Origin of the sequence: Burkholderia sp. S171 (genome assembly GCF_009766085.1) — a bacterium.
Lineage (GTDB): Bacteria > Pseudomonadota > Gammaproteobacteria > Burkholderiales > Burkholderiaceae > Caballeronia.
The window spans coordinates 526,493-540,115 of the sequence record NZ_LMUF01000052.1; the positions used below are offsets into that span (position 1 = coordinate 526,493).

At 60.8% G+C, this 13,623-nt stretch carries 13 protein-coding genes; 5 read left to right on the top strand and 8 right to left on the bottom strand.

Going from position 1 to position 13,623, the window contains the following annotated elements:
- Positions 1–65 precede the first annotated feature (65 nt).
- The 6 genes from GSQ93_RS31220 to GSQ93_RS31245 form a co-directional block, all read right to left on the bottom strand.
- Entirely contained in the window at positions 66–461 is a 396-nt protein-coding gene (locus GSQ93_RS31220; protein ID WP_158939760.1) for a type II toxin-antitoxin system VapC family toxin, read from the bottom strand.
- Complete coding sequence (locus tag GSQ93_RS31225) at positions 458–694, bottom strand: type II toxin-antitoxin system Phd/YefM family antitoxin (RefSeq protein ID WP_158939761.1); 237 nt, start codon at positions 692–694, stop codon at positions 458–460. The genes GSQ93_RS31220 and GSQ93_RS31225 overlap by 4 nt, the downstream gene beginning before the upstream one ends.
- 199 nt (positions 695–893) lie before the next feature.
- Positions 894–1,520, bottom strand: a complete 627-nt coding sequence (locus GSQ93_RS31230; protein WP_158939762.1) for a phospholipid-binding protein MlaC — start codon at positions 1,518–1,520, stop codon at positions 894–896.
- A 194-nt stretch (positions 1,521–1,714) separates the two neighbouring features.
- Positions 1,715–2,206: an Lrp/AsnC family transcriptional regulator gene (locus tag GSQ93_RS31235; RefSeq protein WP_158939763.1), complete on the bottom strand. Its 492-nt coding sequence runs from the start codon at positions 2,204–2,206 to the stop codon at positions 1,715–1,717.
- A gap of 10 nt (positions 2,207–2,216) precedes the next feature.
- Positions 2,217–3,857, bottom strand: a complete 1,641-nt coding sequence (locus GSQ93_RS31240) for an acyl-CoA synthetase (RefSeq protein ID WP_158939876.1) — start codon at positions 3,855–3,857, stop codon at positions 2,217–2,219.
- Between the two features lie 70 nt (positions 3,858–3,927).
- Positions 3,928–4,872, bottom strand: a complete 945-nt coding sequence (locus tag GSQ93_RS31245; protein ID WP_158939764.1) for an SDR family oxidoreductase — start codon at positions 4,870–4,872, stop codon at positions 3,928–3,930.
- 177 nt (positions 4,873–5,049) lie between these two features.
- On the opposite strand from GSQ93_RS31245, the gene GSQ93_RS31250 reads away from it, so the two are divergent.
- The 3 genes from GSQ93_RS31250 to GSQ93_RS31260 all read left to right on the top strand — a co-directional run bounded on the left by GSQ93_RS31250 (position 5,050) and on the right by GSQ93_RS31260 (position 9,166).
- Entirely contained in the window at positions 5,050–5,763 is a 714-nt protein-coding gene (locus tag GSQ93_RS31250; protein ID WP_158939765.1) for a TetR/AcrR family transcriptional regulator, read from the top strand.
- 417 nt (positions 5,764–6,180) lie between these two features.
- A complete protein-coding gene (locus GSQ93_RS31255) occupies positions 6,181–8,421 on the top strand; it encodes a TonB-dependent siderophore receptor (protein ID WP_158939766.1) in 2,241 nt (746 codons plus the stop codon).
- A gap of 61 nt (positions 8,422–8,482) precedes the next feature.
- Complete coding sequence (locus GSQ93_RS31260) at positions 8,483–9,166, top strand: Fe2+-dependent dioxygenase (protein ID WP_158939767.1); 684 nt, start codon at positions 8,483–8,485, stop codon at positions 9,164–9,166.
- 11 nt (positions 9,167–9,177) lie between these two features.
- Here the strand turns inward: GSQ93_RS31260 and GSQ93_RS31265 are convergent, their stop codons facing one another.
- Together GSQ93_RS31265 and GSQ93_RS31270 are read right to left on the bottom strand one after the other, a co-directional pair.
- Positions 9,178–9,498: a type II toxin-antitoxin system PemK/MazF family toxin gene (locus GSQ93_RS31265; RefSeq protein WP_158939768.1), complete on the bottom strand. Its 321-nt coding sequence runs from the start codon at positions 9,496–9,498 to the stop codon at positions 9,178–9,180.
- Positions 9,492–9,740 carry an AbrB/MazE/SpoVT family DNA-binding domain-containing protein gene (locus tag GSQ93_RS31270; protein ID WP_158939769.1) on the bottom strand — a complete coding sequence of 83 codons (249 nt, stop codon included), beginning with the start codon at positions 9,738–9,740 and terminating at the stop codon, positions 9,492–9,494. Before GSQ93_RS31270 ends, GSQ93_RS31265 begins: the two co-directional genes overlap by 7 nt.
- Positions 9,741–10,029: 289 nt before the next feature.
- On the opposite strand from GSQ93_RS31270, the gene GSQ93_RS31275 reads away from it, so the two are divergent.
- Together GSQ93_RS31275 and GSQ93_RS31280 are read left to right on the top strand one after the other, a co-directional pair.
- Positions 10,030–12,645, top strand: coding sequence for an MMPL family transporter (locus GSQ93_RS31275; protein WP_158939770.1), 2,616 nt, complete (start codon positions 10,030–10,032; stop codon positions 12,643–12,645).
- Between the two features lie 67 nt (positions 12,646–12,712).
- On the top strand, positions 12,713–13,603 hold the full coding sequence (locus GSQ93_RS31280) for a VacJ family lipoprotein (protein ID WP_254074148.1): 891 nt from the start codon (positions 12,713–12,715) through the stop codon (positions 13,601–13,603).
- Positions 13,604–13,623: the final 20 nt, after the last annotated feature.

Sequence of the window (13,623 nt, forward strand, 5' to 3'; positions counted from 1 at the left end):
TAAAGTTTCGATGCGTGAGCACTTGGGGGCCGAGGGCTCCGACATCCCTCCCTTCGCGATTTAGCTCACCAAATCGTCTTCACGTGGGCGTAAGCCCTTATCTTGAGATCCTTCGTCACGAGTGGCGCTGCAAACTTCCGGGCCGTCGCTACGATTAACCGGTCTGCCGGGTCTTTGTGGAACTCGCCTGGTAGTTGGACGGATTTCACCGAAATATCGACGTCGACAGGGGCAAACCGCACACCAGGAATTTGCTGCACGGTCGCGAGCCAGTTTTCCACGTCCATTGAGAAGGCTACCGTTTCACGCTCTACGAGCATGGCGATTTCCCAAACCGAAATCGCCGAAACAATGATTTCGCCGCCGGCCCGTTCACGTTCAATCGCAGCCTTAGCCTTTTTGCTCAGCGCGGCATCGCTGGTTACCCACCAGATCAGCGTGTGCGTATCCAGAACGATCACTGCGCAGCCTCCCAATCGTCTTCCCCTACTGGGTCCGTAGGATTGTCATAGCGCAACAGCGAGCCGCGCAGAAGATCCAGCGGGTCCCGTGCGTCGGCGCGATACGGCCGCAACTCCAGCGTTGGCCGGCCATGGTCGGTCACAATCAAACTCTCCCCCGACGACTCCACCAACCTGAAGAACTCAAGCGCCTTCGCCTTGAACTCAGATTTAGATACTTGCCGATTTGGCATTTTATGCCCCTGGTCATATGTCTATGGTCATATTAGTCAGTGTCGAGTGTTTTGTAAATGGTTATGCGTTGACAATTACCACGCAAAAAAGGCGCTTCCAGCTTGTCGCCAGATGCGCCCTTTTTCTGCTGAACCATGATCTACCGGACTCGCTATTCCACGCTTTATGAGCGAATCCCGGCGCCAACCCAGCTGAAAGTCACTCCGCCGTCCGCGCGTTATGAGCGGTCAGGAACTTGATCAAACCATCCACGCCGCCCTTCGACAACTGACCCGCGAATTGCGTCTGGTACACCTGGATCAGCCATGCGCCCATCATGTCGATGTCATAGATCTTCCAGCCGTCCGGCGTCTTTTCCAGGCGATAACGCACCGGGTTATCGCCGCCGGTCGAATACACATGCGACTGGACGACGGCGTCTTTGCCGCCGGCATCGAGCGTCGGGGCATCGAATTGGAACTTGACGTCTTCATCGCGTAATTGCGAGAGCGACGATGTGTAGGTGCGCACCAGCAACGTCTGGAATTGCTCGTAGAGCGCCTTCTGCTGGTCGGGCGTCGCCGTGCTCCACGCCTTGCCGACGGCAATTCGCGTGGTGCGCTGGAAATCGGTGGCCGGCACGAAACGCGTCTGCACCAACTGCGTGATCTTGGCCATGTCGCCGCCACGCGCGGCAGGATCAGCCTTCATCGCGTTGACGGTGCCTTCCACAGCGCTTTTAACGACAGCATCGGCGCTCGCCTGCGCGAACGACGTGCTGGAAAACAGCGCCGCCGACAAGGCCACGGCGAACAGGACAACACGGACAGGCAAGTAGCGTTTCATACGACCGTTATCGAGTTATAGAGGGCGGCGTTCAGCACGGCGCACCGAGTTAGCGGAATACGCAGTCAGTATATCGACCTGCGTCTGCCGTGACAGTTCAGCGCTCGAAGGATTGTCGGGTCTTCGGCTGGCGAGGGAATCAGGGAAACGAAAAACCGCGGATTGCTGGCTCTTCTACGCGTCGTCCGCCACGCTCAAACCTGCGGACTCGGCCCGCGCTCCAGGTACGTCGTCAACGCGATGTAACTGCGCGTGCCGGTGAACCCTTCTATCGAATGAATGCGTTCGAGCAGGTGTTCGAGCGTTTGCGTGTCGCGGGTTCGCACTTTCAGCAGCATCGCGCTTTCGCCAGTCACCGTATGAATCTCTTCGACGTCCGGAAACTCCGTCAGTTGCAGTAGTTGGCGCGTGACGGCCCAACTGGAGGTATCGACGTGAACGAACGCCAGCAGCGGCCGGCCAACGCAAGCGCCGTCGAGCGTCGCCACCGTCGCCTTGACGACACCATCTTGCTTCAGGCGCTTCGCCCGTTCGTGCACGGCAGGCGCGGACAAATGCAGCAGGCGGCCAAGCTCGGCATAGGTCCGCGTGGCGTCTTCGGCGAGCAAGGCCAACAGCTTGCGATCGGTTGCGTCGAGGGCAGCGGCGGAAGGTTGGCGTTTGCGCGGGGCCGTTTCCGAGGTCATCGGCGGATCCTCATGGCTTGGTTGGACTAATCAAACCCGGCAACCCCGCCCGCAATTCCTTGCGCATCACTTTGCCGGTTGGGGTCATCGGCAACGCGTCGACAAACCGAATTTCGCGCGGATATTCATGCGCGGCCAGCCGTGTCCTGACGTGCTGCTGAAGCTCGCGCACCAGCGTTTCATCCGGAACAAACCCCGCGTTCAGCACAATGAACGCCATCACGATCTCCGTACGCGTCGCGTCCGGTGCGCCCACCACCGCCGCCATGCTGACAGCGGGATGGCGCAGCAAACAATCTTCAATAGGCGCAGGACCGATCCGATAACCCGCGCTGGTAATCACGTCGTCGTTGCGGCCGACGAAGCGGATAAAACCATCGGCATCGCATAAACCGAGGTCACCGGTCAGCAGGAACTGGCCGCGGAATTTATCGCGCGTGGCCGCTTCGTTATTCCAGTAGCGCAGGAACATGACCGGGTCGGGCGCGGCAATCGCGATATTGCCGGGAGTATCAGGCGGAAGCTCCGTGCCTTCATCGTCGACGATTGCCACGCGATGTCCCGGCACGCTGCGCCCGATCGCCCCCGCGCGCGGCTCGAACAACGCAGAACACGACGACACCACCACGTTGCACTCGGTCTGCCCATAGAACTCGTTGATGGTCACGCCAAGCGCCGCCCGGCCCCACGCGATCAACTCTTCGCCGAGAGACTCTCCGCCGCTCGCTACCGCGCGCAACGACAGCCGCCACTGCTCGGGACGCGCCACCGCGCGCATCATCTTGAGCGCGGTCGGCGGCAGGAACGTGTGCGTGACGCCGTGGCGCGCCATCAAATCGAAAGCAGCGGGGCCATCGAATTTCTCGAAGCGCCGCGCGAGCACCGTGACGCCGTGATGCCACGCGGGCAGCAAGACATCGAACAAGCCTCCAATCCACGCCCAGTCGGCGGGCGTCCACATCAGCCGGGCCTGCGCCGGGAAAAGACCTTGCGACATCTCGACGCCCGGTAAATGTCCCAGTAACGCACGGTGGGCAAGCAGCGCTCCTTTGGGCTTTCCCGTCGTGCCGGAGGTGTAGATGATCGCAGCCGGATCGTCGCAGGAGGTGTCCGCTGGGGTGAAAGCGTCCGTTTCCGCGCGCAGTGCATCCCAGAAGGAATGCGCGTTTTCGTGGGTGGTGGTATCGACGCAATAGGCCGCTTTCAGGTCCGGCAGCGTCTCGCGAACCTGCTGCAGCTTTTCAAAACCCGCGTGGTCCGTGATCAACGCCGCTGCGCCGCTGTCGGCGAGCCGGTACTGGATGGCATCGACGCCGAATAACTGGAACAGCGGCACCGCGATATAACCCGCCTTGTAGATGGCCAGGTGCGCGATGGCCGTCTCCGGCGACTGCGGCAGGAATATCCCCACGCGGTCGCCGCGCTTAAGCCCCGCGCGGGCAAGCGCGTTGGCGAACTGGTTGGAGAGCGCCTTGAGGTTATCGAAGGTGAAACGCGTTTCCGCGCCTTCGCGGGTCTCGTAGATGAGCGCGAGGCGGCCGGAACCGTCGGCCCATTTATCGCAGGTGTCCACACCGATGTTGTAGTGCGCGGGCACCTTCCACGCGAAGGCCGCGGCGAGGGTTTCGTATGAATCGGCTGCGGGAAGCATCGCTTCTCCCTGGTTCTGGTTGAGTCTCACTCGCCGGCGCCGGACGGCGCGGATTGATCGTTTGAGTCGCTTAATCGCTTGATTCGTTTGAGTCCGTAGCGGCGGCCAATTCCTCCAACCCCGCCGGCGGCCGATAACGCGAAAAACCGTTGAATTCCAGCGTACGCCCAGCGGCCGCCAAGGGCCAAGAATGCCGTGCGTTAGGCACGCCGCCATCGACGCGAATCACCGTCCCGTTGATAAACGCCGACGCCTCCGACAACAAAAATACCGCCGCCGCAGCCAGTTCGGATTCAGTCCCAAAGCGCTGCAACGGCACTTTCTGCTTGAGCTCGCGCAGCAACGCACGATAACGTTCGTCGTAACTATCCATCCCCGCCGATGCAATCCATCCCGGCGCCACGGCATTCACCCGCACGCCGGCGTAACCCCATTCGCACGCGGCCGTTTCCGTGAAGTTCCAGACGCCGGCCCGCGCGGCGCCCGAATGGCCCATGCCGGGCATGCCGCCCCAAATGTCCGCGAGCATGTTGACGATCGCGCCGCCGTGATCGCGCATCCATTGCGTAAAACATTCGCGCGACATCAGGAAAGTGCCGTGCAGGTTATTGCGCACGACAGCGTCCCAGCCGTTCAGGGAAATCTTGTCGAGCGGCGCGGGAAACTGGCCGCCCGCGCAATTGAAGAGACCGTCGAGCCGGTTGAAATCAGCGAGTGCCGTAGCGACGATTTGTTTGACGCTCGCTTCGTCGCGGATATCGCACGAGTAGCAGCGCACGCGTTCGGCGCTTTCGGGGTAATCCTCGGCCAGTTCGTCGCGCACGGCTTCCAGCTTTGCCAGCGACCGCCCGATCAGGATCACCGAAGCTCCCAGCGATACGAGTTCGTGCGCGGTGCATCGGCCAAGCCCACTGCCTCCGCCCGTCACCATGACAACCTTGCCGGCGAACAGGCCGGGACGGAAGACGGAGCGGTATTGATGCTGACCGCCGGGATGGTTCGGATTGGATTCCATGACTCTCAACGTGACCGGGCAAGTGCGCCTCAATACGTTTGAGTAAAACTCAACTACATGACAACGTCAAGCCGGTTAAACCTTAATTTTTATTACAAATCTGCTAAAAATTTCCCCTTAACCTTAATTGAGCTAAACTCAAAATACTTCCCCTGACGGTCGACTTTCATCGCCTATATGACCCAGCCTAAAACCCTCCCCGCCCGTCGCGCACCGTCAAGCGTCAAGTCCGAACAACGCATCAAGGACATCCTGCTCGTGGCACGGCAGGTGTTCTCAGAGCGCGGATATGCATCGGCGACGACGATCGATATGGCGCGTCGGCTTGGGGTATCGGAGGCGACGGTGTTCACGTATTTCTCCGGCAAACGCGACCTGTGCGTGCGGGTGATCTGCGACTGGTACGACGAGATCATCGCGGAGATCGAAACCACACTGCCGCATATCACCGGCACGCGCGCCAAGCTGACTTTCCTGATCCGCACGCACTTGTACCGGCTGATGATCGATGGGCCGGGACTATGCGCGCTGATCCTGTCCGAAGGGCGCGCGAAAGACGACACCTTCGGCGATGAAATCGTGCAACTCCAGCGACGCTACACCGCGCCGCTGATGCAGGTGCTGTCGGACGGCGTAGCAGCCGGCGATATCCGCGACGATCTGCCCTTAAGCCTGCTGCGCTCGAGCATTTATGGACCGATGGAACACGTGCTTTGGGACGCGATCAGCAAGAAAACGGTGGATATCGAGGAGACGTCGAAGCGGTTATCCCTGCTGCTTTGGCAGGGTTTGCAGCCGCCCAATCCGCAAATCGCCGCCCTTGGACAATTACAACGCGACATGGCGGCAGCGCTCAAAACGTTTGAAAACACCACACACTCGCCTGAATGAAAGCTTTGATTTCACACGATTATTACGGTTGACCGCGCCCTAGGCGGCAACATCTGCTGCCCTAAATGCTCCGGCATAACCCCGCGCTCCCCGCACCTTCCCGCCCCATAACGCCCCGTCCTCCACGGCGCGTTTCATCTCACCCGATAAACCCGCCTCGCGAAAATTGCGCGGCCTTTGTCCGTCAGCTATCCGCATAGTTCCCGAAGTCGTATTGAAAACAATTCTTACCTATGTAATGATATTGATTCGCATTTCGGAACATCAGGGCGATGGCGTACATCGGTCGCCATGATGGACTGCTGCATCGGCCGTGCCTTTTGCCAACGGCTCACGCCGCCGCGGGCATCACGGAAGCAATTGACTGGCATGGCGCACCAGCGTCGGCTATCGACCATCTAGTACTCGGGGAAACACATGTTGAGGAAGACACCGCTTGCCGCGGCGATCATGACCGCGCTGGCTGCTCCTGCTGCCATTCCGCTATATGCTCACGCGCAGGCTGCGCCGGTCAGCGAGACCGATCAGACCGCCCAGGCGGAACAATCCGCACAACCCGCACAAGCCACGCCTCTCGTTGAAAACGCCGAGCTGCCGGCTGTGCATGTGTCCGGTCAGGCCATCACCCCTGATTTCCAGCCCGAAAAGTCGAGCGTAGGCGCCAAGGTGCCGACCGCATTGCGCGATATTCCCCAAGCGGCCGTGGTGGTCCCGAAAGCCGTGCTGCAGTCCCAGGCAGCGACCTCTTTCTCCGATGCCCTTCGCAACGTCCCGGGTGTCACCATTGGCGCAGCGGAAGGCGGGCAGATCGGCAACAACATCAACTTGCGCGGGTTCTCGGCGCGCACCGACATTTATCTCGATGGCTTCCGCGATCGTGGCCAGTACTATCGGGACACGTTCGACCTTGAATCCATCGATGTGCTGTACGGCCCGTCATCGCTTTATTTTGGCCGCGGCTCTACGGGCGGCGTGATCAACCAGGTGAGCAAGCAGGCGGAGCTGAAAGCGCATGCCTCAGTGTCCGCGATGGTCGGTACGAGCGACCGTTACCGCACCACGTTCGACATCAACCAGCCGCTGTCCGACACATCCGCCGTGCGGCTCAACGCGTTTGGGCAAGACCTCGGTTCCACGCGCGACGTGATGAAGAGCAAGGACTACGGCTTCGCGCCGACGGTGCGCTTCGGTATCGGCACGCCAACGGAAGTCACCTTGTCAGCGTTGATCCAGCACAACCGCGACCAGCCGGATTACGGCATTCCGCCGGTGAACGGTGCGCCGGTACCGGTGAGCAAGGGCCAGTTCTACGGCTTCGAAGGCGATCGGACGATCCAGGATGTGCAGACGCTGTCGGCGCGCATCCAGCATCGTTTCAACGACAACCTCACGCTGCGCAACGAGACCCAGTTCAGTCACTACGGCACCGAAGCGACCGCGACCAACGCGGCGGCTGTCCTGACCGGGCCGCTGGGGACATCGACGGCACTCGCTAACGGGAATTACACGTCGTTGCCGTTGTCGTCGCTGTATGTGAAGTTGCAGGGCAAGGACCGGAACATCAACGATCACTCGGTCTACAACACGACCGATATCGACTACAAGTTCAACACGGGTTTCCTCAAGCATGAGGTGATTGCAGGTATTGACCTGAGCCACGAGACCTATAGCAACCAGTCGTTCACCGCGACGACCCCGGGCCTGCCGTCGAACACCATCGCGATCGTTCCGCTGCTCAATCCGCAATACACCACGCGGCCCGCCAATACGCGGGAAGTCGCGACCAACCTGGCGGAATCGAGCGCAAACGGCGTGGGCATTTATGCCAACGATACGGTGTCTGTCGGCCAGTACTGGAAGGTGGTGGGCGGTTTGCGCTGGGACCGTTACGAGGCATCGATCAAGAACACGCTCAACCTGCCTTCATACGCCACGCAGACCAATTACTTCACCAGCGTGCGCGGCGGGATCATTTTCCAGCCGACCGATTGGCAGTCGTACTACGTGTCGTACGGCACGTCGTTCAATCCGTCGCTGGAAGCGCTGACGCTGACCAACAACCAGCAGAACACGCCGCCGGAATCGAACCGTTCCTATGAAGTGGGCACGAAGTGGGATTTGCTGAACGGCGGGTTGTCGGTGACGCAGTCGCTGTTCAATATCGATAAAACCAATGCCCGCACGCTCCAGGCCGATGGCAGCTATTCGCTCGATGGCGACGTGCGCGTACGGGGTTATCAACTCGGTCTGGCGGGCCACATCACCAACAAGTGGCAGGTCTTTGGCGGCTACACGTACATGGACGGCCAGGTGGTGAAGGCGCTGGACAACACCAACGGCAAGACGCTCGCGAACACGCCGCGCAACATGATCACGTTGTGGACGACTTATGACCTCACGCCGCAATGGACCTTCGGCGGCGGCCCGGTTTATACATCGGCGCGATACGCCGCCAGCAACGACTTCGTGCAAGTGCCTGCATACACGCGCTGGGATGCCATGGCCGCGTTCCACCAGAAACATTACGACGTCCAGCTCAACGTGCAGAACCTGACTAACAAGCATTACTACGATGCGCTGATTCCATCGGATGGCGGTCGCGCGGTGCCGGGTTACGGCCGGACATTCCTCGCAACGCTAAACTACCGGTTCTATTGATCCACCGTAGGACACGCGAGCCGCGCGATGCGAATTGCGCGGCCGCTGGCCCCATAAAAACATGATCCTTTCGATACCCAACGTCCTAAGCCCCGAGGACGCCGCTGCCATGCGCCAGCGGCTTGAAGCATCGGATGCGTGGGTGGATGGCCGCGCGACGGCCGGCTATCAGGGCGCGCCGGTCAAGCGCAACCAGCAGATCGCGCAGGAAGCGCCGATTGCGTTCGAACTCGGCGACATCATTATTGGCGCGCTCGAACGGCATCCGTTGTTCATCAGCGGCGTGCTGCCCAACAAGCTGTATCCACCGCTCTTCAACCGGTACGAAGGCGGGATGCATTTCGGCAGTCACGTGGATGGAGCAATCAGGCTCGTGCCGGGACATGGCACGCGAGTACGAACGGATGTATCGATTACGCTGTTTCTCACGCCGCCGGAGGACTACGACGGCGGCGAACTGGTGATTGAGGACACGTACGGCGTGCAGGAAGTGAAGCTGCCGGCGGGGCATGCGATTGTTTATCCGGCGACCAGCTTGCACGAGGTGCGGCCGGTGACGCGGGGAATGCGGGTAGCGAGTTTCTTCTGGGCGCAGAGCCTGGTTCGCGACGATACCCGCCGCAGCCTGCTATTCGATATGGACAACGCCATTCAAAGGCTCAATGCACAGAACGCCGACGACGCCGCGCGGCGAACGCTCGTGGGCTGTTATCACAACCTGCTGAGGCTTTGGAGCGAGACGTAGGGGTAAGCTTCTTAAACTGCGAAGACTTCCTGCAAGGTCCGCAATGCGACCGACAGCGTGTTCGCCGGCACAGCGCCGAGCTTCTTGACCAGACGGGTTTTGTCGATCGTGCGAATTTGATCGAGCAGGACCAGCCCCTTCTTCTGGCTGAAAACCACGGATACACGATACGGCGCCGGCCGGCTTTTGGTCGTCATGGGCGCGACGATCACGGTACGCAGATGGTCATGCAACTCAGGCGGCGATATCACCACGCAAGGCCGCGTCTTTTGGATCTCGCTGCCGACGGTAGGGTCCAGGTTAATGAGCCAGACCTCTCCGCGCGCTACCACGAAAGCTCCGCATCATCCGCATTCGGAAACTCGCCCATCACCAGCTCGTCGTCACCCGCTTCGGCCATGGCCTTGCTTGCATCAGACCACCCCTGGCGGGCCTTCTTCTGCGGCTTTCTTAGAACAATTGCGTCGTTTTCCACTTCCATCTCCACTTCATCCTCCAGCCCAAGTTGGGCCAGGATGGGTTTCGGAATCAACACGCCTTGCGAGTTACCCATCCTGCGAATCGTTGTTTTCATCGCTTCACCGTAATGACAATGTTAGTCCGTAAACGAACTGGGCGGCTACACAATGTTAGTACAATTTGTCATTAAGTGTGCGTTGACCTCAGCTCTCGCCAGAACCCGGTCCGCAAACTGCTAGTGCGATCGAGAAGTTTTTGTCCGACGGCGGCGCCCAGCTTGCACACGTAGCGCGAACGTTCCTTCTGCGAGCATCTCCTCACGCCCGGTATACTCACGCGGCGCCTCATGGCCCCCTGTCCAATCAGCAAAACACCAGAACACGCCCTCCGAGGCATCCGTCTTCATGCTCACGCCTCTCATTGCTCGTCTCGTCACATTATCGATTCGCCGACCCGGCTGGATCATTGTTTTGTCGCTGCTGATCGCCGTGCTGAGCGGCTATTACGTCGTGCATCACTTCAAGATCAGCACCGACATCAGCCAGTTGATCGAAACGGAACCCGAATGGGCCGCGCGCAGCCACGCGATTGACGAAGCCTTTCCGCAACGGGGATCCACCGTGCTCGTGGTGGTCGAAGCGCAAGCGCCTGAATTCGCCGATGCCGCCGCCAACGAGCTAGCCGCCGCGCTGACCAAGAACACCGTTCACTTCACAGCGGTGTCGCAACCCTCGGGCGGCGACTTCTTCGAGCACAACGGCCTGCTTTACCTGTCCACCGATAAAGTCGCCGACACCACCCAGCAACTCGTGAAAGCGCGTCCGCTGATCAACGCGCTGGCGCATGACCCCACGCTCACCGGTCTGGCCGGCACGCTCAACACCAGCCTTAACTTGCCCCTGCAACTTGCGCAAGTGACGCTTGGGCAAATGTCGAAGCTGCTGGGCCAGAGCTCGGATGTGCTGGATAAAGTCATCGCCAATCAACCCGCCGTGTTCTCGTGGCGCAATCTGGTCGACACCTCCGCCACGCATCCCGCGCGTGCATTCGTTACCGTGCAGCCGGTGGTCGACTACAACGCGCTGGAACCCGGTGCGAGCGGATCGAATGCGATTCGCGCGACAGCAAATGAACTGAAGTTATCGGAGAAATATGGGGCTGTTGTACGGCTGACCGGCGAACAGCCGCTCTCCGACGAAGAATTCGCGTCGCTGAAAGACGGCGCCGTCCTAAACGGCATCCTGACGGCTATTGTCGTGCTGGTGATCCTCTGGCTCGCGCTGCGCTCGGGCAAGATGATCATCTCGGTGTTCATCACGCTGTTCGTCGGGCTGGCGATCACCGCCGCGATCGGGCTGCTCATGGTGCACGCGCTGAACCTGATTTCGATCGCGTTCATGGTGCTGTTCGTCGGGCTCGGCGTGGATTTCGGCATCCAGTTCGGCGTGCGGTATCGCGAGGAACGCTTCAAGGATGACCGGCTGGACGTCGCGCTCGTGAATACGGCGCGCCATGTTGGCGTGCCGCTGACGCTCGCGGCCGCCGCGACGGCCGCGAGTTTCTTCTCGTTTTTGCCGACCGCGTATCGCGGCGTGTCGGAACTCGGGCAGATTGCGGGCGTGGGCATGATCGTCGCGTACATCACCAACATGACCTTGTTCCCGGCGCTCATCAAGGTGTTCGGACCGCCGGGTGAAGCGGGCTCGCCGGGCTTCCCGAAGCTCGCGCCGGTCGACGATTACCTCGCGCGCAATCGTAAGCCGGTGCTGATCGGCACGCTGGTGGTCGTGATCTGCGCGCTGCCGTTGCTGCTGCATCTGCGTTTCGACTTCAATCCGCTGAACTTGAAGGACCCGAAAACGGAGTCCATGGCCACGCTGCTCTCGCTGAAAGATGCGCCCGAAGCGGCCGTGAACGACGTGAAGGTGCTCGCGCCCTCGCTCGAGGAAGCGGACAAGATCGCGGCGAAGCTCGAGAAGCTGCCGGAAGTGGAGCGCGCGACGACTTTATCGACGCTTATTCCCGCCGATCAACCGCAAAAGCTCGATCTGATTACCGCCGCGGCCACGCAGCTTTTGCCCTCGCTGGACCAGCGGGTTGCCACGCCCGCTAATGACGCGGTGCGCATCGCCACGCTAAAACGCCTGTCGAACACGCTTGCACTCGCCGCCGATGAACATTCGGGCCCCGGCGAGGCGGAAGCACGCCATTTGTCGGACACGCTGAAAAAGCTCGCCGCCGCCGATCCCGCCACCCGCGACCGTGCCGAGCACGCCATGTCCGACCCGCTGCGCATCGCGCTGGGCCAGATGCGCGCGCTGCTGCAACCGTCGCCGGTCACGCTGGCGTCGCTGCCTAAATCGATGACCGAAGGCTGGCTCGCCGCCGACGGCCACGCGCTCGTGGAAGCGTCGCCGAAAGCGCTGGACGGCAAGAGCCGCGACGACGACAAACTGCTCGCCCGCTTCGCCAATGCGGTGCAGAAAGTCGAACCGAACGCGATCGGCGGCCCGATCTCGGTGCTGCATTCGGCCAATACGATCATCAAGGCGTTCGAGCAGGCGGCGGCGTGGTCGCTGATCGCCATCGCGATCCTGCTGTGGCTGACTTTGCGCCGTATCGGCGACGTTCTGAGAACTTTGATACCTTTGCTGGTCTCGGCCGTCGTCACGCTGGAGTTATGCGTGGTGTTCGACATGCCGCTGAACTTTGCGAACATCATTGCGTTGCCGTTGATGCTGGGCATTGGCGTGGCGTTCAAGATCTATTTCGTGATGGCGTGGCGCTCCGGGCAAACCGGTCTGCTGCAGTCCAGCCTCACGCATGCCGTGATGTTCAGCGCCGCGACCACGGCAACGGCGTTCGGCAGTTTGTGGTTTTCGCATCATCCGGGCACATCGAGCATGGGCAGGCTCCTGGTCCTGGCGCTTTTTACGACGTTAATTGGCGCAGTGGTATTTCAGCCGGTTCTAATGGGAAAACCCCGCGTGAAGCCAAAAGCAGTGACCGACACCGTTTAAGACCGTCCCTCTTTGAACCGTCCCTTAACGCACTAACTACTTACGCACGACCCAAGGAAACCGACCCATGAGGATGGCAAAAACGCCTGATGCCGCCCGCGCCCTGCGAGCGCTCTCCGGCGGCGTGCTGCTCGCCGCTGCTTTCGCCCTGTCCGGTTGCGCCACCGGCCCGACCGCCAAGCCGGGCGATCCGCTGGAGCCGATGAACCGCGAGATTTTCAAGTTCAACGACGCCGCCGATAAATACGTCGCCCGCCCCATTGCGACCGGCTACGTGAAGGTCACGCCGGCCCCGCTCCGCACGGCGATCAGCAGCTTCTTTTCGAATATTGGCGACATTGGCAACTTCGCGAACAACCTGCTGCAGTTGAAGATCACCGATGCGAGCGAAGATCTGATGCGCATCGCGATCAACTCCACGTTCGGTATTGGCGGCTTGATCGACTGGGCTTCGGCCGCCGGGCTGCCGAAACACGATCAGGACTTCGGGCTGACGCTGGGGCATTACGGCGTGCCGTCGGGACCGTATCTGGTGTTGCCGCTGCTTGGGCCAAGTTCGGTGCGCGATTCGACGAACTGGATTGCGAGCTATCCGCTCAATCCGGGTACTTACCTGAGTACGGAAGCGAGCGTGTCGATGTTTGTCGTGCGGTTCGTGAGCGCGCGGGCCGATTTGCTGGGCGCAACAGATATCTTGTCGCAAGCCGCGCTGGATAAATATGCGTTCGTCCGCGATGCCTACACGCAGCGGCGTCAATACCTGCTGACGGGCGCGGCGAACGCGGCACTGCCGGATTACGGCGATGACAGCGGTGCGAGCGCAGCGCCTGCGGGTGCTGCAAGCGCGACGGCTGCGCCGGCGAAGCCGGGCATGGGCGGAAGCAGCAGCTCGCAAGGCTTGCCGAACTACGCTGATCCGGGCGCGGCCGAACCGGCGTCTGCACCGGCTGCAAAGTAATTTGGTTTTAGTTTTAGCTC